Here is a 24,724-nt window from a genome sequence, read left to right as displayed (position 1 = left end):
CACCGCCCCACAAGCGACCCGATCTTTGTTAAAATAGTAAGCGAGTCTGGAAGGAAAGGAGAGATGCCACATGAGAAAAATGTTGAAACAATCGCGTCATGTCATGATCGCGACGCTCTGTCTCGTACTGGTCGCAAGTTGTATTACGTTGTTGACCCTCGGATTCGAACGCGATATTGTGATTCTTGTTTCTGGAGTGGTTGCCCTGTGGGTGACAATGCTAGCTCCTTTGACGGTCCAAGCTAAATTGAATGAGCAATCATAAGAAGTGCTTTTTTCAAAAAAACCGTAGATTGTTTTCTCACTGAAGGGATGTTCTCATTCAGATGAAGGAACCGATTTCTACGGTTTTTTTTCTTCTATAACCATATGTCGAAAACACTATTTTTGTAAAAGAAGTCATCAAAAAGTCTGACTATATTTTTTTAGGAAATTCGCTTTACAACCTCAAATAATCGGAGTAATATCCATCTCATCAACGAACACTAACATGTTAATGCTTCGATCTCAAAGTACGCCGAGTTCATGATTGAAGCGGGGGACCCAACCGTCACGACACGTGACACGGGGTGAATCTTCTCGATTAGAGAAGTAGGGCGAAATCCTAGGTATGCCCGAATCCGACAGCTAACCTCGCAGGCGTTTTAGGAGGGAACGACTCTTATTCAGTGATGCCAATTTTTAAAGGCGATGCTGGGGCCGTTACTGCCTCACATCGTCTTTTTGTCGTGTTTAATTGTAAAAATATTGAATAATATGGAGGTTATTTCAACATGGGAGAACTTTGTGTTATTGGATTACTCGGACTGTTTTTTGGAAGTTCGTTTTTGATGATTCGATTGATTGAACAGGTCCAGTGGCAAGCAGGTGACCGGAGATGACATGGTTTTTACTTGTGACCGGTTGTCTTGTCTTTTTATATCTCGGCTATTGTCTGCTCTATCCAGAAAAATTCTAATCGCATAGGGAGAAAAGAAAAACATGTGGACTCAATTCATGATCCAATTTTGGATCCTACTCGTCATCGCACTCTGTGCGGCGGTCTTGCTCGGTCGCTATATCGGTACGCACTTCGCACCGATCGCTGATCGTCAGATTGATAAAATCGGTAAAGTCGAACGACGACTCTTGTTGTTACTCGGTGTCGATGAAAAGAAACACGATCAATCGTGGGTCGGCTATTCGAAAAGTTTGTTGCTCGTAAATGTCTTCTTCTTCATCGGCGGTTATTTGTTACTTCGTTTCCAAGGCAGTCTACCCTTAAATCCGAACGGTGCGGTTAATCTCGACTGGTCGACGGCCCTGCATACGACGATCAGTTTCATGACGAACACCGATCAGCAACACTACTCAGGAGAGGCACTTTCGTATCTGTCACAAACGTTCGTCCTCGGAACGATGTTGTTTGTCGCCCCAACGATGGGGTTTACCGTCTGTATCGCGGTCATCCGTGGGCTTGCGAATCAACCGCTCGGTAATTTCTATGCCGACTTCGTCCGTTTCATCGTCCGGATCCTGTTGCCGATTTCTCTATTGTTCGGAATGGCGATGATCGTACTCGGTGTTCCACAGACGTTCGGCGGCGCTGTCAACGTCACGACGCTCGAAGGAGCAAAGCAACTGATTTACCGGGGACCGGTCGCTGCGTTTGAAGTCATCAAACAGCTCGGGAATAACGGTGGCGGTTTCTTCGGTGTCAACGGATCGCATCCGTTTGAGAACCCGAACCAATACGTCAACTTCATCCAGATGTTCTTGATGTTGCTGATTCCGATGTCGCTGCCGATCGCTTACGGAAAAATCATCGGTTCGGCTAAGCAGGGCCGCCTGTTCCTCGGCGTGATGACGATCTTGTTCGTCATGATGACGGTCGGCATGGCCGGCAGTCTCTTCGCAAACCCGACCGCACACGGTCAGGAGCTCCGGTTCGGACAGATTGGAACGGCCTTGTACAGTTCGATTACGACGGCCGCTGAAACCGGTGCCGTCAATGCGATGCAGGATTCGCTCCATCCGCTCGCCGGACTGATCCAGCTCGGGAACATGATGCTGAACGTCGTTTACGGCGGAACGGGTGCCGGTTTCTTGAATGTCCTGTTGTATGCGTTCATTGCCGTCTTCTTAACGGGGCTGTTGATTGGTCGGACACCGACTTTCCTCGGCAAGAAACTGGAAACATTTGAAGTCAAACTGATGGCGATCACCTTGCTCGTCCCACCATTCCTCATTCTTGTCGGGACAGCGGTCTCGATGTACGTCGCACCGGGAGTCGCCGGGATTTCGAATCCGGGGTATCACGGCTTGTCGCAAGTCTTGTACGAATTTACATCCGCGACGGCCAACAACGGCTCCGGTTTTGAAGGGCTCGGCGATGCGAACGTCTACTGGAATGTCGCGACGTCGTTCGCCTTATTCTTCGGCCGCTACATTCCGCTGATTTTGATGCTGGCGATTGCCGGATCACTCAAGGCGAAACCGGCCGTTCCGCAAGATGAATTTTCGTTTAAAACAGATACCCCACTTTTCGGCACAGTTTTCCTCGGGACGGTCGTACTCATCGGTGCGCTGACATTCTTGCCAGTGCTCGTACTTGGACCGGTCGCGGATTGGCTGACGATGTGAACAGGAGCGAATGAGACATGATGGAACAAGCAAACTATCAACCAACTGAGCAGGAGTCAAACATTCCGGAAAGAGAATCTAAATCTGCCGTCAATCCATCGATTGTAAAACAGGCGACACGCGATGCTTTTAAAAAGTTAAATCCGGTGCATATGGTGAAGCAACCGATCATGTTCGTCGTCTGGATCGGTTGCCTGCTGGCGATCGGGTATACGATTTTCATCGATGAGATGCGTGGCTTTAATCTAGCCGTCAGCATCATCCTTTTCTTGACGGTGCTGTTCGCGAATTTCGCAGAGTCGATTGCGGAAGGGCGCGGAAAAGCGCAGGCGGATTCGTTGAAGGCATCAAAAGCCGATGTCATGGCGCGCAAACGGGTTGGTCAGATGATTGAGAACGTCTCGTCCGCGACATTGCGCAAAGGGGACATCGTCTTCGTCCGGACCGGTGAATATGTGCCGGGGGACGGGGAAATCATCAAAGGGCTGGCATCGATTGATGAATCAGCCATTACCGGCGAGTCCGCACCGGTCATTAAAGAAGCGGGTGGCGATTTCTCGTCCGTCATCGGTGGAACGCTCGTCGTCAGTGACGAAATCGAAGTCCGGATCACAAGCAATCCCGGCGAGTCGTTCCTCGATCAGATGATTGCCTTGGTTGAAGGCGCGAGTCGTCAAAAAACACCGAACGAGTTGGCGTTGTCGACATTGCTGACGAGCTTGACGCTGATTTTTTTACTGGTCGTCATGACCTTACCCGTCTTTACGAACTATCTCGGATTTGAATTGTCCGGTCCGATTTTGATTGCCTTGCTCGTCTGTTTGATTCCGACGACGATTGGCGGATTGTTATCCGCGATCGGGATTGCCGGGATGGACCGGGTGACCCGATTCAACGTCATCGCGATGAGTGGGAAAGCCGTTGAAGCAGCAGGGGACATTCAAACGATCATCCTTGATAAGACCGGGACGATCACGTTCGGAAACCGGATGGCATCCGATATCACGCCGGTCGGCGACGCGACGACGGAAGCGGCTTTTGAAGGTGCGATCCTCTCCTCGCTCGCGGATGAGACACCGGAAGGACGTTCGGTCCTTGAACTGGCAGGACTGCGGAACATGCCGGTTGATCAGGATAAGTTACAAGGAGCGGACATCATTCCGTTCCGGGCTGAAACCCGGATGTCGGGACTTGATTTAACAGATGGTCGTCACGTCCGTAAAGGCGCGGGGCAAGCGATTCAACAATGGGTTACGAAACAAGGTGGTGTGATTCCGGATGACCTTCAAACGACGGTCGACCAGATTGCCCGTCTCGGCGGTACACCGCTCGTCGTCGCGATCGATTCAACGATTTTAGGTGTCATCTATTTGAAAGATACGGTCAAACCGGGGATGCGGGAACGGTTCGACCGTCTGCGTGAGATGGGAATCAAGACGGTCATGTGTACCGGCGACAATCCGTTGACGGCAGCGACGATTGCCCGGGAAGCCGGAGTCGATGACTTCGTCGCCGAATGTACACCGGAAGATAAAATCCGTGTCATCAAACAGGAGCAGGCGGCAGGGCACCTCGTCGCGATGACCGGTGACGGTACGAATGACGCACCGGCTCTGGCCCAAGCAGACGTCGGTCTTGCGATGAACAGTGGGACCCAAGCGGCGAAAGAAGCAGCGAACATGATTGATCTCGATTCGAATCCGACCAAAATCATCGAGGTCGTCGAAATCGGGAAACAGCTATTGATGACACGTGGCGCCTTGACGACGTTTTCGATTGCTAATGATGTCGCCAAATATTTTGCGATCATTCCGGCGATGTTCATGGTCGCGATTCCGGAGATGGAACTGCTCAATGTCATGCGACTCGATTCACCGACGACCGCGATCCTGTCGGCGCTAATCTTTAACGCCATCATCATCCCGCTGCTGATTCCGCTTGCGATGAAAGGCGTTTCCTACAAGCCGATGACGGCGGACCAGCTGCTCGGACGAAACATATTGATGTACGGTCTTGGTGGGGTCATCGTGCCGTTCATCGGTATTAAAATCATCGATGTCTTGCTTGCAAGCATCCTATAAGGAGAAAAAGGACAATGAAACAAGCCATACGTGTGACGGTCTTCATCACAGCGTTATGCGGGATCGTCTTTCCCGCGTTACTGACCCTGTTTGGTCAGTTGCTCGTACCGGATAAAGCAGAAGGTTCGTTGATACAGGAAAACGGAAAATTCATTGGATCGGAATTGATTGCCCAACCGTTCACGTCGAAGCAATATTTCCATGGACGTCCATCGGCAGTCGACCAATTAGCGGGCGCATCTGCTGGGGATAACCTGGCAGCATCGAACCCGGAGCTTGGCACGCAGATGGCGGAGTTCGAGAAACAGCGTCAAGTGGACGGCGCTTCGCTTCCGGACGATGCCCGCGTGACATCCGGTTCTGGCTTCGATCCGCACATCTCGCTCGATTATGCACGGGCACAAGTGAAGCGTATTGCAACCGAACGCGATCTCCCGTCTGATGAAGTCCGACAGTTGATTGACCGGGAAGCAGGAAATGATGCGTATGTAAATGTGCTGTTGCTGAATTTGGCGCTTGATCGGAGCGAGTCATGACACGCGGTAAGCTGAAGCTTTATATCGGCTCAGCACCCGGTGTCGGAAAGACGTATAAGATGCTTGCCGATGCCCATGCCTTAGTTCGGGAAGGCAAGGATGTCGTCATCGGTTTGATTGAGACGCACGGTCGACGTGACACGGCAGAGATGATTGGTCGGTTGGAGCAGGTTCCGTTACTCGATGTTCATTATAAGGAAAGAGTATTTCTCGAAGTGGATGTGGATGCAATCATTGCCCGGCAACCGGATATCGTCCTAATTGATGAACTGGCGCATACGAATGCGCCGGGATCCGTCCGTAAAAAACGGTATCAAGATGTTTCGGCGCTGCTTGACGCCGGCATCCATGTCTACTCGGCCGTCAATATTCAACACTTTGAGAGTCTGCTGTTTAAGGTGAAGGAAATGACAGGAGTCGAAGTCAGGGAGCGGATTCCAGACCCATTTCTTGGTCAAGCAGATGAAATCTTGCTCGTCGACGTCACGCCGCAAACGCTACGTGAACGGTTGGAACACGGAAAAATCTACAAAAAAGAGAAGATTGAACAGAGCTTAAATTCGTTTTTCTCCTTACAGAATCTGTCGAGTCTCCGTGAACTGTCGCTCCGGCAAGTCGCGGACGAAGTCGACGATCAAGTTTATCAAGCACGACTATTGATTGAAAAAGACCCGACATTGCTCCAAGAGCGGATTCTCGTCTGTATTCAATTAAATGAAAATGCACAGAAGCTCATTTATCGTGGCTTTCGGATGGCGAGTCGGATGAAGGCGGATCTTTATATCTTAACGATTTTACCTGCTCCGGAAAACCAGTTGTATTCGCATCAAAAAGATGTCTTGGCGATGCTTCGGGAGAGTGGGTCCTTATTCGATGCTGAAGTCTTAATCCGTATCAAAGGGGAACGTTCGATTAGTCAAGCGATTACAGCAGTGTCGAAGCACTACCGGATTACACAAATCGTGTTAGGACAATCGGCGCGTACGCGTTGGCAGGAAATCCGCCGGGGATCGATCGTCAACGAAATTATGCGACAGGTGAGCGGCGTCGATATTCAAATCGTTTCGGATGAAACTAAGTGATCAGGACATATCTTCCGCGTAAATGCAGGGTACGTCTTCTATTAAAAAATGAAGAAGAACATCCGGTTGAAGACGAAGCGCGAACAACCAATGGTCTTCGCAATCAGGACTTCCTGCTCTTTTGTCGGGTATATTCTGAATTTGTAGGCTATGTGTGTCAATATGATGTTCACCTTTTTAGAGGATATACCCGAAAGAGAGGGTGGCGATTCATCGCCCACTTTCACTAGGGCTTCACCCGGGTCGTTTAGAAGTGGGCGTATTCTCGCATGATTTTGATAAAAAAGCCCCGAATCAAGTCGGTCGACTCGATTCGGGGCTTTTCGCTAGTAAACTGGATCATCGGGCAAAGACGGGAATATCGAAGACGGCCGTATAACTGTCCATCTGTTGATAGAGGTTATAGAGTTGGTACGTCTGTTTTACAGCCCAGCCCATGTCTGTTGCATATTGATGGGAACCAGGGCGTGTCGGACTCCAGCGCATTTTGTAAAGCGTGTTTTGGTCGTAGGCATTATGGATGTACTTTGTGCTAATGAACTCTGCACCACCAATGATGGCCGATTCTGGTGTGAACCAGCCTTGGCTGTATGCGTAAGCTGCGCCAGTATTGATCGCATCATAGTCATATGCACCGATTCCGTACATGTTGTAGACTTTACGTCCGTTCCATGTCACACCCATCGCGAGTGTCGACGTGCCGTTGCCTGTCTCAAGCATCGCATGCGAGATGAGGTATGCTTCATTGACTGCATATTTTGCACCTGCGTCGATGAAAGCTTGTCCGCAACTTCCTGTCGTACATTTTGCGAAGATGCCTTTTGAACCGATGACTTTATCGAGCGTCGCGGCAGAGGCGCCCGTCGACTTCGATAAATCAAGGAATTGATAGAATGATTGTGAGTTACGATCGACCTTCAAGGGATCAGCGATATCACGGACGTCTGACTCGAGTGCATTTAACCACTGGATTGTCGAGTAGTTCGAAGATGGACTGTAGACACGCGGATACGTCGTATAGAAACCGCTGACGTTTTGGTAGACTTTAATCAAGTTGTTTGGCTTGAACTGACCATAGATGTGACTCGCTGTCGTCGCGCCTGAACGAATGTTGAGTGGGGTCGTCGCTGTGACGCTTGCAAGCGTTCCGTAAACGGGGTCGAGTCTACCGCCGAGTCGGACGTAACCAGCACTGACATACATGATCTTATTTTTGTACAGATCAGTTTGCGGTGATGGGTACAATTTCATTTGTGCACTGATGAAACTGTCGAACGAGTACGGTGTCGAAACCGAGTTGTAGACATTCAATTTCGATGATGTCGTGACGAGTGTGCCATTATACGCATAGCCTGTTTTTCCATCGTAGCTGACTTTATACCAGTTCCCGATTTGACCAGTGACGGTCAGGACGACGTTTGCTGGGATCGTCGTTAAGATGTTGTAAGAATCACCGACGTACGAGCGAAGCGCAGTAGGGGAAGTTGCTCTTACATAAAGCTTGTCTTTTCCCTTATAGCTGATTGGTGACGTCGCTTGACCGAGTTTGACGTACCCCGTCTTCCCATCGACCGTGATTTTATGCCACTGGCTGTTCGTGAATGTCGTGACGAGTTTTGAAGTATAATATACGTTTCCTGAACCTAAAGCTGTTATTGTAGCTGCTGTGTCATCGGGTGACACTTTAACTGCAAGTGAATTATTTAGTAAGAAGCGTGACCCATTGATTGTTTGGGTTTTAGTGTATGCTTCAAGAGTTTCGATAGAAGCATATCCAGTTTTTCCATCAAAACTAATTCTCAACCAATCACCAATTTGACCACTGACTGAGAGAACTGTGTCATTTGGAATTGTTTTAATAGCAGAATAAGATATTCCGGCATATGATCGTAATAAAGTTGTAGATTTAGTAATATATTGATGTGAAGGTAAAGATTTATAAGAAATCGGTGATCCTTGATTAATAGGTAAATATCCTAATTGACCATCAATAGAGACTCTATGCCAATTTTCATTATACCCATCAGTAAACAATGTTTTAGTGTAATAAACATTGCCAGGCGATAATACTTTTAATGTCTTAGCCGTAGAATATGGTTGTTCTTTAATGTTTACTGATTTGGATAAAATATACCTTTTTGGGGATAAATCTTGACTTTTTATTGTGTTTGATATAGTTGATGAATGAGCATAACCTGTAACACCGCCATAAGTGATTCTATACCACTCATTGATTGTTCCTGTGACTTGGATATTTACTCCGCTAGGAATGGTTTTCTTAATTGAGTAAGATGATCCGGCGTAGGATCGTAATAAGGTTGTGTTTGTAGTTCTCATTGATACTTTTTTAGATAGGTACGATGCTGATGTTCCTTCTTTAAATAAAATATAACCTGTTTTACCATCTTTTGTAACTCTGTACCATGATGAAGAATCAATTTTCACGCGTTGCGACGTGTAAAAGACATTTTCTTTATCTAAAGTATCGAGAGTTCTTGAAGATTCCTCAGGTGTTTCTTTTATGTCAACTGAAGTGGATAATTTGTATCTCGAACCTTTTATATTTTCTGCTGTAGCAATATACATATATCCTGTTTTTCCAGCATAAGAAATTCGATACCAATCGCCAATGCGTCCTGTTGGTTTCAGAGAAGTTCCGGCTGGGATAACAGAATGTCGTGGATAGCCCGTTCCAGCATAGTGATAGAGACTAGAAGGAACTGTTGTTTTATACGTCGTCCCAGTCACGCTTTTGTAACTAATTGGATTTACATTCAAGGCTTGGATGTAACCAGTTTTTCCATCATAGACGACACGATACCACACTTCACCGTAGGGATTAGTGACTTTTTGAGAAGTATAGTAAATATCGTTCGCGTCCAGCGATGCGATTTTTTTTGATGTAGTCACAGCAGATTGGTAAATGGTCATTTCTTTAGAAGTGATAAAGCGTTGCCCGCTAATTGATTGTTTTTTAAAAGTATTCGTCTGTTTAATTAGTGCTGTTGTTAAAATATATCCGGTTTTCTCTTTGTAAGTCACGCGGTGATATAGTCCAGATTCAGCAGATGATTTAAGGATAGTGTTACTCGGAATTATTAAAAGTGATCTTTTAGAGAGGCCTGTTGAGTCATAAAGAGACGTTGTTAACCTTGTCTTGAAAGTCGTTTCCGGAATCGTAACAACATTTTGCTTTGAAGCACCGGCAAAAGCTTCTTTATACATATAGCCTGTTTTTCCAGCGTAAGAAATTCGATACCAATCGCCAATGCGTCCTGTTGGTTTCAGAGAAGTTCCGGCTGGGATAACAGAATGTCGTGGATAGCCCGTTCCAGCATAATGGCGGAGGCTATAAGCATCGGTTGTTTTATACGTCGTCCCAGTCACGCTTTTGTAACTAATTGGATTTACATTCAAGGCTTGGATGTAACCAGTTTTTCCGTCATAGACGACACGATACCACACTTCACCATAGGGATTAGTGACTTTTTGAGAAGTATAGTAAACATCGTTCGCGTCCAGCGATGCGATTTTTTTTGATGTAGTCACAGCAGATTGGTAAATGGTCATTTCTTTAGAAGTGATAAAGCGTTGCCCGCTAATTGATTGTTTTTGATAGTAGGGGGTTAGAGAGCTTGCCGCAACATATCCCGTTTTTCCACTATATGATATTCTTCTGAAATCACCAGAAGTAGAAACATACGTAGATGAAACGATTGTTCCGGTCTTGATCGTCAACAAGCGTTTCCGGGAAGATGTCGTCTTGTCATACAGATAACTATCGGTAGACAGACGATAAGTTGTTACTTTCGTTGTGGCAGCTTCAGGCGCAGGTATGTACGTAAATAATACGCCGAGGACCATAATGAAGCTAACAATCATCTTCAAGGTTTTCGTGAATAGTGTCGTGTTCAAAGAATAATTCCTCCTATATTAAAATTCGTCCGAAGACGTTTCAGTCTCTAGGGTGTCGATTCTAAGGTGTAAGATAAGTGTTCCTATCTCTACTATCGACAATAAAACATTTATCTAAAGTAAATTTAGAATTTTTTTGAAAATAGGGGTTTAGATTTTTGAAAAACCCTTCTGTTTGTAGAAAACAGAAGGGAATGATTGTTAGAGGTCCAATTGAGCGAAGAGTTCGTCGAGGTTTGTCGTCGGTTGATCACACGTAAAGTCGTGGCACAGATAGGCTGTCGGCTGACCCGCGATTAACTGATAGCCTTCGATAAATGGAGCGATTTCCAGTAGTTCTGCTTTTTGGCCGACGAGAAGGGATAACTCCGGGTGACGGTGTTTGAAGAGGCGCCGGAGATATGGTTCGACCTTCGTCATATCGTCTGCTAACACAATCAATTCTTGAGGTTTCATCATGATTCGACAATAGACGCTCATCAATGAAGCATAACCGGTCGGTTGTTGCTTGATCTCTTCTGCGACCGATTGAAGGACACGGTGTGCCGTCTCGAGGTAACGTGAGTCTCCCGTCAATTGGGAGAGGCGGAATAAGTTCGAGGTCGCCGTACTATTACCAGCCGGTGTCACACCGTCATAGACTTCCTTTGGTCGAATCAACAGGCGTTCTGCTCCTGACGCCGTGAAGAAGAAGCTGCCGGACGGATCACCGAACGCTGAAAGCATGACATCCGTCAGGTGACGAGCCTGTTTAAGGTACGGTACTTCTTGCGTCGTAAGATGAAGCTCGAGATAAGCTTCCGTGAGGAAACTGTAGTCGTCGAGAAATCCTCTGCCTTGAGCGCGTCCTTCTCGATAGCTGACGCGTAAGCCACTACCATCGAATAAGTGGTGCTCGATGAAGGTGAGCGCGCGTTTGGCAACGGTCGTATAATGCACGTTTCCTAAAATCCGTCCTGCTTTTGCAAAAGCGGAAATCATTAACGCGTTCCATGACGTCAAAATCTTATCATCCCGAAACGGTCGGGTTCGATGCGCGCGGTGTGCAAAGAGTTGTTGCCGTTCGTGTTCAAGTTGACGCACGACATCTGCGACGGGGCGTGCTACTTCAGCAGCGAATGCGTGGAGATCTTGATTTGAACGATGTAACACATTCCGTCCTTCGAAGTTCCCGTTTGGTGCTGCACCGTAATACCGCGGAAAGAAGGCTTCTTCACCTAGCAGTTGTATCAGCTCATCATGGGAGAAACTATAAAAAAGTCCTTCGTGACCGTCACTATCCGCATCTTCTGCTGAGTAGAAAGCACCTTCGTTCGATAACAGGTCACGTTCGACATACGTGAAGATTTCTTCCGCATACTGTTTGAAGCGGTCATTTCCGGAAGCTTGATACGTCTCGAGGCAAAGGGTCGCGAACAAGGCATTATCGTAGAGCATCTTTTCAAAATGGGGAATCATCCAGCCGGCATCCACGGTATAACGATAGAGGCCGAAGCCGACTTGATCGGTGATGCCGCCGTCACGCATCGCAGTCAGCGTCCGCATGACCATCTGGAGTGCCGTCTCGTCTTCCGCGTACTGGTAATAATCGAGCAGGAACGTCAACAGGGACGGAGACGGAAATTTCGGTGCACCGCCAAATCCGCCATGCGTGACATCGAATTGACGCATCGCTTGATCAAATGTTGTGTGTAACAGTTCCTCATCCAGCGTGCCGTGCTGCTTGACCGTGCTGACATCGAGCAACGCCTGTTCGATCTGTGTACCGACCCGCTTAATTTTTTGTGGATCCGTTTGATAGTGTTCGCTCAGCTGAAGCAGGACTTGTCGGAAACTCGGACGGTTGAACTGGGGTGTCTTCGGAAAATACGTCCCGATATAAAACGGAACTTGTTCCGGCGACATGAAGACGCTGAGCGGCCACCCTCCTTGACCGGTCATGATTTGGGCTGCCGTCATGTAGATTTGGTCGATATCCGGCCGTTCCTCCCGGTCGACTTTAATCGAGATGAAACGATCGTTGAGCATCGTCGCTGTTTCGTCATCCTCGAAACTTTCGTGGGCAAGGACGTGGCACCAGTGACAGGTCGAATACCCAATCGATAAAAAAATCGGTTTATTTGCTATCCGGGCGGCAGTGAAGGCTTCTTCCCCCCACGGATACCAATCAACCGGATTGGAAGCGTGTTGTTGCAGGTAAGGGCTTGTTTCGTGAATCAACCGGTTTGTCGGCATAATGTGTACCTCGTTTCTTCTATATTATTTGTACCTTTACGATAGCGATTTCTAAGATTCGTATCAACTTGATTTAGTCAAAGAAATCTAGAGATAAAAAAAGATTGACTTTGTAAAATATTTTGTGTTATATTAAGAAATGTCATGAATCGGGGATGATCACTCATGTGAGAATCTTTAACCCACAATACACAATTTAATAATCAGGTCAGGATTTTTAGACCTTAACTGACAATCGAGTCAGACATAAGTCATCGCTTTTATTTTGTCCTTCTTCTTTAGGGAAGGAGTTGACCCAGCAAGATAAACCTTCCATTCGATACTTTTCAGCTCATCCGAGCGAAACTCTAAAAATCCCAGTAAATGCGTAACCTAATACGCAACTTGATTCTTGCTAAAACGCTTGATTCAGCTGGCGCGGCCAAGGAGCCGTAACAACGAAAGAGAGGTAGGGCTTTCGTCGTTTCAGGTGTTTTGATCACCTGTGTCCTCGATTCCACTGACAACTAATGTAAAAAAACGAACACGCTGAGAAGGCGTTTTTTTTATGCCCTTTTTTAACCTGCTCACGGTGGGAAGACATCCGTTGACGAGAGTGACTCCAAAAGATAATTCTAAAAAAGCGAACGATAAAAATTTGTAAGCGATACCATTATTATCATTTACGAAGGATAGCATCTTTTTTTACGAAAAATATACACTTTTCCAAATTGTTTCTGATATTATAAAGAAGTGTCAGAAAATTCAATAGGGGGTCAACATCATGAAATACGGAAGTACGTTTGGTAAGTGGGCATTGGTCGGAGCATTAACAGCAGGTATTCTTCCGCAGGCAGGCATCATCGTAGGGGCAGAGGGCGAAGGCGTCATCCTGTCAGAGTACATAGAAGGATCGAGCAATAACAAAGCGATTGAAATCTACAACGGCTCAGGACAAATCATCAATCTCGCTGACTATACACTCGTCCAGTATACGAATGGTGGACCGTCTGAATCAAAAATCACACTTTCCGGAACGATTGACCCGGGGAAAACATTTGTCATTGCAAACTCAAGTGCAAATGCTGACATTAAAGCAAAAGCACAACAAACGACAGGCTCACTGAACTTCAATGGTAATGATCCCGTTGCCCTGAAAAAAGGAGATGTCGTCCTCGACATCATCGGACCAGTCGGTTCAAGTACAGATTTCGCGAAAGATACGACGCTCGTCCGTAACACGAACGTGACGACTGGTTCAAAAACATATGAACCGTCACAATGGACAAGCTTCCCGGTTGATACATTAACAGATTTAGGATCACATAAAGCAGAAGCAGGCGACATTCTCGTTGCACCAACGGCTGACCCGGTCGGTGAAGTCGAACGTGGTGATAAAGTAACGCTTACAGGGGAAGGGACGATTCACTATACAGTCGATGGATCAACACCGACAGTTGAAAGTCCGGTTTACTCAGAGCCGATCACAATTAATGAGGAAATGACGATTCAAGCAGTCGTCGTCAAGAATGGTAAAACGTCAGCCGTTTCGACGTTCAAATATTACATCGCACCACCCGTCACGAAAATCAGTAGTATCCAAGGGATTTCACATACATCTCCTTATGCAGATGATCTCGTCCGGACGACAGGTGTCGTCACGTATGTCGTCGATGCAAACAACTTCTACATGCAGGATCCGAATCCGGATAATAACAGTAAGACATCTGAGGGGATCTTAGTCTATTCGAAAAACCACGGAGCAGCAGTCGGACAAAAGGTCGCGACGACGGGTTACGTCAAGGAATGGATTTTAGGCGGATACAGCGATAAATTCGATACCGATCTCCCGGTAACAGAAATCAGTGCTGTCAACCTCGTCAAAGGAGCACTTAACGAAGGATTGCCTGCAAGCATCGTCCTCGGCGGAGACGGGGTCTTGATTCCGACGGATGTCGTCGATAACGATGCGTTCGCGAACTTTGATCCGGAAGAAGATGCAATTGACCTGTATGAAAGTGTCGAAGGGATGCGTGTCGCACTTCCGAACGCCATCGTCACAGGACCGCAAGCAAACCGGACGATCCCTGTCCGGACGCAAACAGCAGACAAAGTCTACACGAAACGCGGTACACCAATCTTGACAGCAGACAACGTCAACCCGGAACGTCTCTTCGTCGAGATGGGCAGTTCGTCATACCGTGCGAAATCAGGTGACCGTTTTGAAGGAACGATTGAAGGGGTCATGAGCTACAACTACTCTGCTTATAAAGTCTTGTCAAAAGCAGCTGATCTTCCGAAACTCGTCACGAGTGAAATTGATCGTCAACCGACGAACATCGAAACAGGAGAGTCACGTTTGACGGTCGCATCGTATAACGTCGAAAACTTTGCTTCGACAGCAGATGCCGGAAAAGTCGATCGTGTCTCGGAAGGGATCGCGACGTTCCTCAAAACACCGGACATCGTCGGTTTGACAGAAATGCAAGATAACGATGGTGCAGTGGATAGCGGAACAGTCGATGCATCCAAATCATTTGAAACATTGATTGCAGCAATCGAAGCGAAAACCGGCGTCAAATATGCGTATACAGACATCGCACCAGAAGATAAAAAAGATGGCGGGCAGCCAGGCGGAAACATCCGTGTCGGTTTCTTGTATAACCCGGAGCGCGTCTCACTTGCACCAGGTAAAAAAGGTACGGCAACGGAAGCGGTCTCGGTCGAAAACGGCAAGTTGACGAGTAACCCAGGACGGATTCAACCGCTAGACCCGAACTTCGCAAGTTCACGGAAGCCACTCGTCGGGGAATTCCTCTTTAAAGGCGAGTCGTACCATGTCATCGTCAACCACTTTAACTCTAAAGGTGGCGACGGAGCAGACTTCGGTAAAAATCAACCGGTCGTCCGTAAGAGCGAAGTACAGCGTCATGCGATTGCGACAATCGTCCAAGATTTCGTCAATGAACTCGAAACAGAAGTCAAAGACTCGAATGTCGTTGTTCTTGGTGACTTGAATGACTTCCAGTTCTCGAAAACACTCGATATTCTCAAAGGGAAAAATCTTTGGAACACGGTCGATGATCTTCCGAAATCAGAACGTTACTCGTACGTCTATAATGGTAACGCACAAGTACTCGATCACATCTTAATCTCGAAGAACTTAAAATCGTATACGTCTTCTGACATCGTCAACATCAACTCGGATTACATGGAAGCAGACGGAAGCGCGAGCGACCACGATCCGGCAATCATTTCGATTCAGGGGATGGAAAGCGCAAAAGCAGTTAATGGTAAAGCAGAAATCGGGAAATGGCGTGCTGTTCAAAAAGGAAAACATATCTTCATCGAGCGTAAACTTGCAGGAAACTGGGATAAAGCAAGTGAGACACACGCTGATCAGCAAGGTGAACTTCTTGAGCTACGTGTTTCTAAAGACCGTCCTTACATCAAGGTGAAAACGAAAAAAGGAAATACGGTTTGGTTAGAATTATCGAATGGGTATAAATTGAAAGAAACAGATAAGTATTAAGTAAAGAGGCTTAAAAGCGGACTTAGCGGTCCGCTTTTTTCTGTGTTCGGATAAAAAGAGATAGGAAAGAAAGGGTACTGATTGAAAAGGTGAGGAGCAGGGCAGTTTCAAGAGGAAGGATCCGGAACATATACATGAAGTGAATGATGATTAAGATAATAATCGTGGCGAGACCGACAATAAAATTTTTACGTAATAAGTTTCCGACACCGGGGACGAGCAGTTCGAATCCGAAACGTTGGCTATAGTGAACTTCTTCATGTGCGTTCGCGAGACTAAAGGAGACCGTCAACACAACGAGAATCATCCAACCTGAAAACAAGTACTGCTGAATCGCGAGAAACGTAATCGATTCATAGATAAAATAGAGAAGAATCATGGCATACTCCTTTTGATGGATATTATATGGACAAACACGTATTTTTTTCCTTACGATTCCTAATATTAGCTAGCTGATGAAAGAACGGCAATAAGATTTGCAAAGAATGAAAATAAAAGAATGTTCACACATTTCAACAAGAGGGGAAAATAGTTCATTTTCTGTATGATAATGAAATGAGAATGGCTTCAAACTAAGTTGTCAGACCTTTAGAGGCGATGTTGCTAAAATGTGTCTGTATTGTGAACAGGTCGAATGAATCGTGTGATTTTCTTAGAATGGACACTCTGACTGTTCGAACGGTTCAATTTCTTTTAAAATAAGGGTAATGCAAGAAAGAAGGAGGCGGACCAGCAGGATGAAAAAAGTATTAGTCCTCGGGGTAATGGCATTTGCTTTCTTTGGTTGCGAAAGCGTTCCAATCGAACAAGCGGAGGCGGAGTACCCGAAAAGTGGGGGAAAGCTGATTGACGAATATACAAGTGAGTACCCGGGATACACGTGGGAAGTCAGACGGACAGCGACAGAGGAGTTTGTCGCACTGACGAAAGACGGGAAGGATTACGGGAAGTATCGTTTCCGAGACGGCGTGACAACGCAAGGCGCGACGTTAAATAAAGATACGGAAGCGACGCTTGCGAAAAAAGGCTGGAAGGTCGTTAAGTCCTATCGAAAGGGAAATACGAACTATATGTTGAACCTTGATCACGCAGCCGTCTATGAAAAGAATGATAACTACGTGACGTATTTCTTTGATCAATATGATAAAAATCGCGTCAAAGCAACACTGGCGATTCCGAAGGACGTCGAAGCGAAAAAAGAAGGGTTCTACGGTGCTGCTTCAAAAGCGTTGCGGACGACGGATGAGAAGTTGATGTTACGTCTGATGAACTGGGAACGTGCCGAGTACAAGAAACCAGCATTGTCACCGTATACAGCATTAAAACCGGTCACGCGCGGACACAGTGAAAACATGGCGAAAAACAATTTCTTTTCGCATACGGATCCTGAAGGCCGCGACCCGTTCGACCGGATGAAGGCAGAAGGCATTCGCTTCTCGATGGCGGGTGAAAACTTATCGATGGGGTATCCGAATGTCTTCGCTGCCCACTGTGGATTGATGAACTCAAAAGGGCATCGTGAGAATATCATGCAAAGTGGTTTCAAACAAGCGGATGTCGGAGTGGCGTTTAGAAAAGATGCACCGTACTTTACGATTAACTTTAGAACACCGTGAAAATAGCACAAACTAAAGTAAAGCCTAGGTTCTCGTTAATGAGAATCTGGGCTTTTTGTTTGTCTTGGAAGGAGTTTAAGAGTCGAAAAGATTCCTGCTTCTCGTGCTTTCCTCGGGCGAGGCGCAAGCCGTTGCCCCTTTCCCTTACAGGTCAAGGTCCAGGGTCTCGCCTGCCTCTGACAGCGCAAGCGAACCTTGCGCTTTTTCCCGTAGGAGTCACGTGGAAGCGAATCTTTTTAGGCTTTCTAATAGAAGAGGACCTGAGAAAGGCTGTAATTCGTCGCGTTTCCTGACACGAATCGTTTTCGAGCGAAAGAGCAAGCAAGCGCGACCCTGCAGTGAAACGAAGCGGCGCGAAGGCTTGCCGCTCGGAGACGATTTGGGAAGGGAGGGCGACGCATTCTACGAATCAGAAGATATGTGGTGTCAGTCGGTGGAAATGAATGTTAAGAGTCGAAAAGATTCCTGCTTCCCGTGCTTTCCTCGGGCGAGGCGCAAGCCGTTGCCCCTTCCCTTACAGGTCAAGGGGCAGGGTCTCGCCTGCCTCTGACAGCGCAAGCGAGCCTTGCGCTTTTTCCCGTAGGAGTCACGTGGAAGCGAATCTTTTTAGGCTTTCTAATAGAAGAGGACCTGAGAAAGGCTGTAATTCGTCGCGTTTCCTGACACGAATCGCTTTCGAGCGAAAGAGCAAGCAAGCGCGACCCTGCAGTGAAACGAAGCGGCGCGAAGGCTTGCCGCTCGGAGACGATTTGGGAAGGGAGGGCGACGCATTCTACGAATCAGAAGATATGTGGTGTCAGTCGGTGGAAATGAATGTTAGGAGGCGAAAAGATTCCTGCTTCCCGTGCTTTCCTCGGGCGAGGCGCAAGCCGTTGCCCCTTTCCCTTACAGGTCAAGGTCCAGGGTCTCGCCTGCCTCTGACAGCGCAAGCGAGCCTTGCGCTTTTTCCCGTAGGAGTCACGTGGAAGCGAATCTTTTTAGGCTTTCTAATAGAAGAGGACCTGAGAAATGCTGTAATTCGTCGCGTTTCCTGACACGAATCGCTTTCGAGCGAAAGAGCAAGCAAGCGCGACCCTGCAGTGAAACGAAGCGGCGCGAAAGCTTGCCGCTCGGAGACGATTCGGGAAGGGAAGGAGCGACGTGGAACGGACGATTTGAAAAGTGGGAGCGACGAGTAAAAGTCAGACAGACGCTGCCGCTCAATTCGCCCAGTCCGGTTTACTGAATCCTTTGAATGATTTTTCAATCACATCATTAAAAGCATCCGATTGGACGACGGCCGTCAAGTTTTTTGCGAGTTGTTTATCTTGATCACTTGTTTTGACAGCGACCAGATTCCGGTACTGTTCGTCCATCGTCTCGAGTGCGAGTGCATCCAGTAAGTCAAATTTCGCAGCAAGTGCGAAATTTCCGGGAACGGCTGAGATATCGACACTTTCGACAGCGCGTGGGAGCTGAGCGGCTTCAAGCGGTTTGATGACGAGTTTCTTTGGATTTTTGATGATGTCCTTTTCTGAGACGGTCAGTGGATCGGTATCTGCTTTTAGTTCAATCCAACCTTGATCCGCTAACAGGTTTAAAGCACGCGCCTGGTTCGTCGGATCGTTCGGTGTCGCGACTTCAGCGCCTTCTTTGACATCGTCTAGCGTTTTATAGGACTTGCTGTATAAACCCATCGGTGCTGTCGGAACGGTGATCAGCCCTGTGAGATCGAGATTTTTTTCCTTTGCAAAGGTTTTTAAATAAATCGAGTGCTGGAACAGGTTGGCATCGAGGTCGCCGCTTGCGAGGGCGAGGTTCGGTTGAATGTAATCACTGAATTCGACGATTTCGACGTTGTAGCCTTTCTTTTCGAGTCCCGGTTGAATCGCTTCTTTGACCATATCGCTATAGGGACCACTCGTCGCTCCGATTTTGATGGACTTCGTTTCTTCATTTGCACTGCTGTCACCGCATCCGGCTAAGATGCTTGCTCCTAATAATCCTGTTGCTAGAAAGGCATAGCGTTTTTTCATCGTACTCTCTCCCTTGCGTTCTCTATTTGTTAGTTATCGTTTATCGGCGACGCGGGCGAACCGGTTGCCGAGTGCTTGAATGACTTGAATGATGACGACGAGCACGACGATCGTCATGATCATGACGACGTTATCGTAGCGGTAATAACCGAACCGGATCGCGAGGTCACCAATTCCGCCACCACCGACGATCCCGGCCATCGCTGAGAATCCGATCAGGCTGATCAATGTCAACGTTAAGCCTTGAATGATTCCGGGCAAGGCTTCCGGTAAGAGGACACTGATGATGATACGAAGCGGTTTCGCCCCGCACGCTTCTGCTGCTTCAATCAAGCCGGGTGGAATCTCACGGAGTGAGGTTTCGACGAGTCGGGCGAGAAACGGAATCGCGGCGACGCTCAAACTGACCGAGGCGGCGGCAGGGCCAATCGTCGTCTTCGTGATGAGTTGCGTCAATGGAATCAAGGCAACGAGTAAGATGATGAATGGTAACGAGCGGACGATATTGATGGCAAAATCTAATGTGCTGCGAATGATGATGTTTTGGAAAAAGAGACCGCGGTCGGTAATGAATAATAAGATCCCGAGCGGAATCCCGATGATAATGGCGAATGTGAGTGAAATACCGACCATGAAGGCCGTCTCTCCGAGCGCTTTCGTTAAGTCAGGGAGCATTGTCGTAAACCGGTCAAGCGACATCTTGAATCACCTCGATTGCATGTAACTGTCCCTCGAGCCAGGTTAAGGCACGATTCACGTGCAGCGTCGGTCCCGTCAAACTGACGATTAAGACGCCAAACGCAACGTCCTGGATGTAGTCGACCTTCCCATGCAGGATGCTGACTGCGATATCGAATTGTTTGATGGCTTCAGATAAGGTACTCTCACCTGTTTTTTCACCCGTGAACTGAAGTCGAATGATTTTGCCGGGGGCCGCCCGTAAAATCCGTTCCGGTAACTCGATTTGAAGTGCCGTATCGACGTAATGTTTTGTGACCGGATGCTCGGCTTGACTAAATATAGCGTAAGTCGAAGCAACTTCGACGACTTCCCCGTGCGCCATGACGGCAACGCGGTGACAAATTTGTTTAACGACGTCGATTTCGTGGGTGATGAGGATGATCGTCAAACCGAGTCGGGCGTTTAAATCTTTCAGTAAATCGAGAATCTGGAGTGTCGTCACGGGATCGAGCGCTGATGTCGCTTCGTCACAGAGTAAGACGCTCGGATTGTTGGCGAGCGCTCGTGCGATGCCGACGCGTTGTTTTTGTCCACCACTGAGTTGGCTCGGATAGTTCGTCTCGAATCCTTCGAGTCCGACGAGTGCCGTCAATTCCTGGATCCGTTTCGGGAACTCCGCTCTCTTGACACCGGCTGCCTTTAAGGCGAACGCGATATTATCAGCAACGGTGCGGGACTGGATCAGTTGGAAATGTTGAAAGATCATGCCGACCCGGAGGCGGAGCTTCCGGAGAGATGTTTTCGAGACACGTGATAGGTTCGTTCCGTCTACGATGACCGTACCGCTCGTCGGTGTCTCAAGTCCGTTAATCAACCGTAAGAGTGTACTTTTTCCAGCCCCGGATTCACCGATGATGCCGAAGATTTCACCTTGTTCGATCGTTAAGTTGACATCGTTTAACGCAAAAATCGGTGTGCGGTCACGGACAAATTGTTTTGTGATCTGCGCGAACTCAATCATGATGTTTCCCTCCCTATACAAAAAAATCGCTTTTTTCCAGTTAGAGAGCAACCAGAAAAAAGCGACGAAGTGTAGAGTTTCGTAACTTATCTCTCAGAACAAAAGAAGTTCTGTAGGATGTGGCACCGTTCCATTACTGGTGGTTGCCGGACGTCGTTGGGCCTAATCCCTCGGTCGCTCTCGATAAGTAGCTATGCTGTTGGGATTTACTTTAACGGAAATGATTCCCATCTGTCAAACGTTTTTTCAGAATTATTCGGCAACGGCGGTTTGGAAGAGCTGTAGGGTCCCGATTCGTTTGACAGCCTCGACGAGCCGGTCGACATCGGCAATCAAACTGATCCGGACGTAACCTTCACCATACGTACCGAAGAAGTGACCCGGTGTCACGGCGACGTGCGCTTCGTCGAGCAGGTGATCGGTGAAGCTTTGGGACGTGAAGCCGGACGGGACCGGCAGCCAGACGAAAAACGAACCACCCGGAACCGGTCCTGCCCAGCCGATTTCGTTTAATGCACCGAACAACGCATCACGTCGCGTCTCATACAAGGCGCTCAGTTCACGGACACATGTCTGATCGCTTGAAAGTGCGACCGTCGCTGCATGCTGGATCGGTGTGAAGGCACTGACGTAAAGGTGTTCCTGGTATGTTTCGATGCTCGCGATGACGGACGGATTACCGATTGCAAAGGCAATCCGGAAGCCGGACATGTTGAACCGTTTAGAGAGTGAAAATAACTCAATCCCGACATTCTTAGCGCCTTCCGTTTGGAGGAAACTCCGCGTCGGACCATCGAAACTGATCCCGCCGTACGCTAAGTCATGGACGACGCAAATGTCATGTGCATCAGCGAACGCGACCGTCTGTTCAAAGGCTTCCGCTGTCGCTGTCGCACCGGTCGGATTGCTTGGGTAGTTGAGGAACAACATCCGGGCTCGTTCGACGTCAAGCGAATCGAGTAAGTTATAGTCAGGCAAAAAGCTATTTTCAGCGAGAAGTGGCAGCGTGATCGGATACGCACCGGCAAGTGCTGCGCCCGATAAGTAATCCGGGTAACCGGGATCCGGGACGATGACCCCTTCACCGGGATTGACGATCGTCTGCGGAAGGGCGACGATGCCGGCCTTACTTCCGAGCAAAATCGCGACTTCTGTCGCCGGATCAATCGACACGCCAAATTCTGATTCATAAAAATTAGCGACGGCCTGCTTTAAGAAATCGTGTCCGCGAAACGGAGGGTACTGGAGATTACTTGCATCATCGATGGCTTGTCTTAAAGCATCGAGAATATGTACGGGTGTCGTCTGGTCCGGCGTTCCTTGACCGAGCGTGATGACGTCGTGTCCTGCGGCTTTGACGGAACCGATCCGCTGGGCCAGTTCTGCGAAGACGGGATCGGGCAAGCGATCGATGGCGATCGATGGGGCGAAATGTTTCATCTCTGTTCCTCCTTCAGGTATTGTCGTCAAGAATAGCGAATTTTCAGTCAAAATGAAAGAGGTTTTTTTAAATTCCTTAAAAATTAGAAGAACGTGCCAATTTCAGACGACGTTCTTGATACACTAGACAAGTAATCAATCGACTACTAGACGGGAGATGGAAAAGATGAATCGGACCTGGTGGAAAGAAGCCGTCGTTTATCAAGTGTACTGGCGGAGTTTTAACGACTCGAATGGAGACGGAATGGGGGACTTGCGGGGCGTGATCGAAAAGCTCGACTACATTGCTTCTCTTGGCGTCGATGTCATTTGGCTCAACCCCTGTTATACATCACCTGATGTCGACAATGGCTACGACATCGCTGACTATTACGGCATCATGGAAAAGGCCGGAACGATGGAGGACGTGGATGATTTAATTCGAGCTTCTCACGCACGTGGTCTGAAAGTCATCTTCGATCTTGTCGTCAATCATACAAGTAATCAACATCACTGGTTTGAGGAGTCGCGCCGTGATCAAACGAATGGTAAGTCAGATTGGTACATTTGGCATGACGGGGAAAAAGGAACACCACCAAACAATTGGCGGTCGTATTTCGCGCCGAGTCCCTGGACGTGGGATGAAGGACGGCAACAGTACTATTTTCATTCGTTTGCGTCAGAACAACCTGATTTGAACTGGGAACAGCCTGGCGTCCGTCAAGCTATCTACGCGATGATGCGATGGTGGATCGACCGAGGCATCGACGGTTTCCGGATGGACGTCATCAATTTGATTAAAAAACGAGCGACGTTTGACGATGTGGAGGATCCGTTTGACTTGTCCTACTTAGGCAATCAACCGGGAGTCCATGAATTTTTACAGGAGATGCATCAAGAAGTTCTTGCGGGAAAAAAGTTGTTTACGGTCGGGGAGATTCCGTTTGTCGGTCCCGAAGACGGGCTGTTATATGTCAGCGAAGAACGTCAGGAGTTACAGACGTTGTTTCATTTCGAAGTCGCTGATGACATGGAAGATATGGACTTACCACGATTTAAGCAAATTCAAAAACGGTGGTACGATGCGCTCTATCCGAAAGGCATTGCTTCACAATTTTTAAATAATCATGATCACACAAGACAAGTCACACGATTCGGTAGCGAGCACTATCGTGTCGAGAGCGCCAAGTTACTCGGCTTGATGTTACATACGCTTCCTGGTATCCCGTATGTCTATCAAGGGGAAGAAATCGGGATGACGGGTATTCGCTTCTCGGATGCTTCTTTGTACCAAGACGTTGCCTTTCGTAATCGTTACGAGGAACGCATCGCAGCAGGAGAGCCAAGTGGCACTGTCTTGTCATCGATGCAGCTACGGGCACGGGACAATTCGCGGACACCGATGCAATGGGATGATAGCCAGGCAAGCGGATTTACGACAGGGACACCGTGGATGACGGTCAATCCGAACTATAAAACAATCAACGTGCAGGCAGCTGAACAGGATCCGCAATCGGTTCTAGCGTTCTACCGGGAGTTGATTCAATTACGAAAAGAACATCCTGTCATGGTGTATGGCGTGTATCGTGATTTGGCGATTCAGGATCCTTATCTTTACGTATATGAACGGGAATTCGAAGGAGTGACGTGGCGAATCGTCTTGAACGTCCACGATGAACAGGTCGAAACGACATTCGCCTTACCGAATGAACAGTTACTTCTCTCGAACTATGAAGAGAGTGCAAGTGAGATCTTACAGCCCTATGAGGCACGTCTGTACCAAACGAGTCGAGGATGAACATTCCCGTCCTCGATTAAGTAAATGGCCGATGACCCCACTTTTGACGGGATCATCGGCCATATCTATACAATTTTTTTTGTTCAAGATAGTTGAGTATTTGACTGAGATACGTATGGAAAAGTCCTGATTCCTTTAATCGAGAGTGGTTCCCGCTTTTGAATCAGACCCTTTGGGCGTGTAGAAAAACTT

At 47.7% G+C, this 24,724-nt stretch carries 16 protein-coding genes, 1 pseudogene and 2 riboswitches; of the genes and pseudogenes, 9 read left to right on the top strand and 8 right to left on the bottom strand.

Features of this window, described 5'->3' with window-relative positions; translation table 11 throughout:
* Nucleotides 1-70 precede the first annotated feature (70 nt).
* From P403_RS0105495 to P403_RS0105470, 6 genes are all read left to right on the top strand, one after another.
* Nucleotides 71-265: a hypothetical protein gene (locus tag P403_RS0105495; protein ID WP_029331583.1), complete on the top strand. Its 195-nt coding sequence runs from the start codon at nt 71-73 to the stop codon at nt 263-265.
* Nucleotides 266-505: 240 nt separating this feature from the next.
* A riboswitch (cyclic di-AMP (ydaO/yuaA leader) is annotated at nt 506-657 on the top strand.
* A 220-nt stretch (nt 658-877) separates the two neighbouring features.
* Nucleotides 878-958, top strand: a complete 81-nt coding sequence (locus P403_RS17010; protein WP_084157636.1) for a potassium-transporting ATPase subunit F — start codon at nt 878-880, stop codon at nt 956-958.
* Between the two features lie 23 nt (nt 959-981).
* Nucleotides 982-2,622, top strand: a complete 1,641-nt coding sequence (kdpA, locus tag P403_RS0105485; RefSeq protein ID WP_034800945.1) for a potassium-transporting ATPase subunit KdpA — start codon at nt 982-984, stop codon at nt 2,620-2,622.
* Between the two features lie 17 nt (nt 2,623-2,639).
* Nucleotides 2,640-4,703 (top strand): potassium-transporting ATPase subunit KdpB, encoded by a 2,064-nt coding sequence (kdpB, locus tag P403_RS0105480; protein WP_029331581.1) that lies wholly within the window; start codon nt 2,640-2,642, stop codon nt 4,701-4,703.
* Between the two features lie 14 nt (nt 4,704-4,717).
* The gene (locus tag P403_RS0105475; RefSeq protein ID WP_029331580.1) at nt 4,718-5,239 is read left to right on the top strand and encodes a potassium-transporting ATPase subunit C; all 522 of its coding nucleotides are present in this window, start codon (nt 4,718-4,720) and stop codon (nt 5,237-5,239) included.
* Nucleotides 5,236-6,321 (top strand): universal stress protein, encoded by a 1,086-nt coding sequence (locus tag P403_RS0105470; RefSeq protein ID WP_029331579.1) that lies wholly within the window; start codon nt 5,236-5,238, stop codon nt 6,319-6,321. The genes P403_RS0105475 and P403_RS0105470 overlap by 4 nt, the downstream gene beginning before the upstream one ends.
* A 65-nt stretch (nt 6,322-6,386) precedes the next feature.
* On the opposite strand, the pseudogene P403_RS16395 reads toward P403_RS0105470, so the two are convergent.
* The 3 genes and pseudogenes from P403_RS16395 to P403_RS0105460 form a co-directional block, all read right to left on the bottom strand.
* Nucleotides 6,387-6,485, bottom strand: a pseudogene (locus P403_RS16395) (helix-turn-helix domain-containing protein); the annotation flags it as partial.
* Nucleotides 6,486-6,660: 175 nt separating this feature from the next.
* A complete protein-coding gene (locus P403_RS16980) occupies nt 6,661-9,891 on the bottom strand; it encodes an SH3 domain-containing protein (protein ID WP_338042117.1) in 3,231 nt (1,076 codons plus the stop codon).
* A gap of 546 nt (nt 9,892-10,437) precedes the next feature.
* Entirely contained in the window at nt 10,438-12,471 is a 2,034-nt protein-coding gene (locus P403_RS0105460) for a thioredoxin domain-containing protein (protein ID WP_029331576.1), read from the bottom strand.
* Nucleotides 12,472-13,234: 763 nt separating this feature from the next.
* On the opposite strand from P403_RS0105460, the gene P403_RS0105455 reads away from it, so the two are divergent.
* Entirely contained in the window at nt 13,235-15,982 is a 2,748-nt protein-coding gene (locus P403_RS0105455) for a chitobiase/beta-hexosaminidase C-terminal domain-containing protein (RefSeq protein ID WP_029331570.1), read from the top strand.
* A gap of 22 nt (nt 15,983-16,004) precedes the next feature.
* On the opposite strand, the gene P403_RS0105450 is transcribed toward P403_RS0105455, so the two are convergent.
* A complete protein-coding gene (locus P403_RS0105450) occupies nt 16,005-16,361 on the bottom strand; it encodes a hypothetical protein (protein WP_029331568.1) in 357 nt (118 codons plus the stop codon).
* A 358-nt stretch (nt 16,362-16,719) separates the two neighbouring features.
* On the opposite strand from P403_RS0105450, the gene P403_RS0105445 reads away from it, so the two are divergent.
* Nucleotides 16,720-17,598: a CAP domain-containing protein gene (locus tag P403_RS0105445; protein ID WP_029331566.1), complete on the top strand. Its 879-nt coding sequence runs from the start codon at nt 16,720-16,722 to the stop codon at nt 17,596-17,598.
* Between the two features lie 1,199 nt (nt 17,599-18,797).
* Here the strand turns inward: P403_RS0105445 and P403_RS0105435 are convergent.
* The 4 genes from P403_RS0105435 to P403_RS0105420 form a co-directional block, all read right to left on the bottom strand.
* A complete protein-coding gene (locus P403_RS0105435) occupies nt 18,798-19,613 on the bottom strand; it encodes a MetQ/NlpA family ABC transporter substrate-binding protein (RefSeq protein WP_029331565.1) in 816 nt (271 codons plus the stop codon).
* Nucleotides 19,614-19,646: 33 nt separating this feature from the next.
* Nucleotides 19,647-20,312, bottom strand: coding sequence for a methionine ABC transporter permease (locus P403_RS0105430; RefSeq protein ID WP_029331564.1), 666 nt, complete (start codon nt 20,310-20,312; stop codon nt 19,647-19,649).
* Nucleotides 20,302-21,315: a methionine ABC transporter ATP-binding protein gene (locus P403_RS0105425; RefSeq protein ID WP_029331563.1), complete on the bottom strand. Its 1,014-nt coding sequence runs from the start codon at nt 21,313-21,315 to the stop codon at nt 20,302-20,304. Before P403_RS0105425 ends, P403_RS0105430 begins: the two co-directional genes overlap by 11 nt.
* 83 nt (nt 21,316-21,398) lie before the next feature.
* Nucleotides 21,399-21,505, bottom strand: a riboswitch (SAM riboswitch).
* Between the two features lie 62 nt (nt 21,506-21,567).
* Nucleotides 21,568-22,755 (bottom strand): aminotransferase class I/II-fold pyridoxal phosphate-dependent enzyme, encoded by a 1,188-nt coding sequence (locus tag P403_RS0105420; RefSeq protein WP_029331562.1) that lies wholly within the window; start codon nt 22,753-22,755, stop codon nt 21,568-21,570.
* 166 nt (nt 22,756-22,921) lie between these two features.
* Between P403_RS0105420 and P403_RS0105415 the strand changes: the two genes are divergently transcribed.
* Complete coding sequence (locus P403_RS0105415) at nt 22,922-24,532, top strand: alpha-glucosidase (protein ID WP_029331560.1); 1,611 nt, start codon at nt 22,922-22,924, stop codon at nt 24,530-24,532.
* Nucleotides 24,533-24,724: the final 192 nt, after the last annotated feature.

The organism is Exiguobacterium oxidotolerans JCM 12280 (assembly GCF_000702625.1).
GTDB lineage: Bacteria > Bacillota > Bacilli > Exiguobacteriales > Exiguobacteriaceae > Exiguobacterium_A > Exiguobacterium_A oxidotolerans.
This window is presented reverse-complemented; position numbering and strand designations above follow the sequence as displayed.

Excerpts from the sequence above, each read along its gene's own strand:
- P403_RS0105495 (WP_029331583.1), top strand. The coding sequence starts at position 71 with ATGAGAAAAATGTTGAAACAATCGCGTCATGTCATGATCGCGACGCTC.
- P403_RS17010 (WP_084157636.1), top strand. The coding sequence starts at position 878 with ATGACATGGTTTTTACTTGTGACCGGTTGTCTTGTCTTTTTATATCTC.
- kdpA (WP_034800945.1), top strand. The coding sequence starts at position 982 with ATGTGGACTCAATTCATGATCCAATTTTGGATCCTACTCGTCATCGCA.
- kdpB (WP_029331581.1), top strand. The coding sequence starts at position 2,640 with ATGATGGAACAAGCAAACTATCAACCAACTGAGCAGGAGTCAAACATT.
- P403_RS0105475 (WP_029331580.1), top strand. The coding sequence starts at position 4,718 with ATGAAACAAGCCATACGTGTGACGGTCTTCATCACAGCGTTATGCGGG.
- P403_RS0105470 (WP_029331579.1), top strand. The coding sequence starts at position 5,236 with ATGACACGCGGTAAGCTGAAGCTTTATATCGGCTCAGCACCCGGTGTC.
- P403_RS16980 (WP_338042117.1), bottom strand. The coding sequence starts at position 9,891 with ATGACCATTTACCAATCTGCTGTGACTACATCAAAAAAAATCGCATCG.
- P403_RS0105460 (WP_029331576.1), bottom strand. The coding sequence starts at position 12,471 with ATGCCGACAAACCGGTTGATTCACGAAACAAGCCCTTACCTGCAACAA.
- P403_RS0105455 (WP_029331570.1), top strand. The coding sequence starts at position 13,235 with ATGAAATACGGAAGTACGTTTGGTAAGTGGGCATTGGTCGGAGCATTA.
- P403_RS0105450 (WP_029331568.1), bottom strand. The coding sequence starts at position 16,361 with ATGATTCTTCTCTATTTTATCTATGAATCGATTACGTTTCTCGCGATT.
- P403_RS0105445 (WP_029331566.1), top strand. The coding sequence starts at position 16,720 with ATGAAAAAAGTATTAGTCCTCGGGGTAATGGCATTTGCTTTCTTTGGT.
- P403_RS0105435 (WP_029331565.1), bottom strand. The coding sequence starts at position 19,613 with ATGAAAAAACGCTATGCCTTTCTAGCAACAGGATTATTAGGAGCAAGC.
- P403_RS0105430 (WP_029331564.1), bottom strand. The coding sequence starts at position 20,312 with ATGTCGCTTGACCGGTTTACGACAATGCTCCCTGACTTAACGAAAGCG.
- P403_RS0105425 (WP_029331563.1), bottom strand. The coding sequence starts at position 21,315 with ATGATTGAGTTCGCGCAGATCACAAAACAATTTGTCCGTGACCGCACA.
- P403_RS0105420 (WP_029331562.1), bottom strand. The coding sequence starts at position 22,755 with ATGAAACATTTCGCCCCATCGATCGCCATCGATCGCTTGCCCGATCCC.
- P403_RS0105415 (WP_029331560.1), top strand. The coding sequence starts at position 22,922 with ATGAATCGGACCTGGTGGAAAGAAGCCGTCGTTTATCAAGTGTACTGG.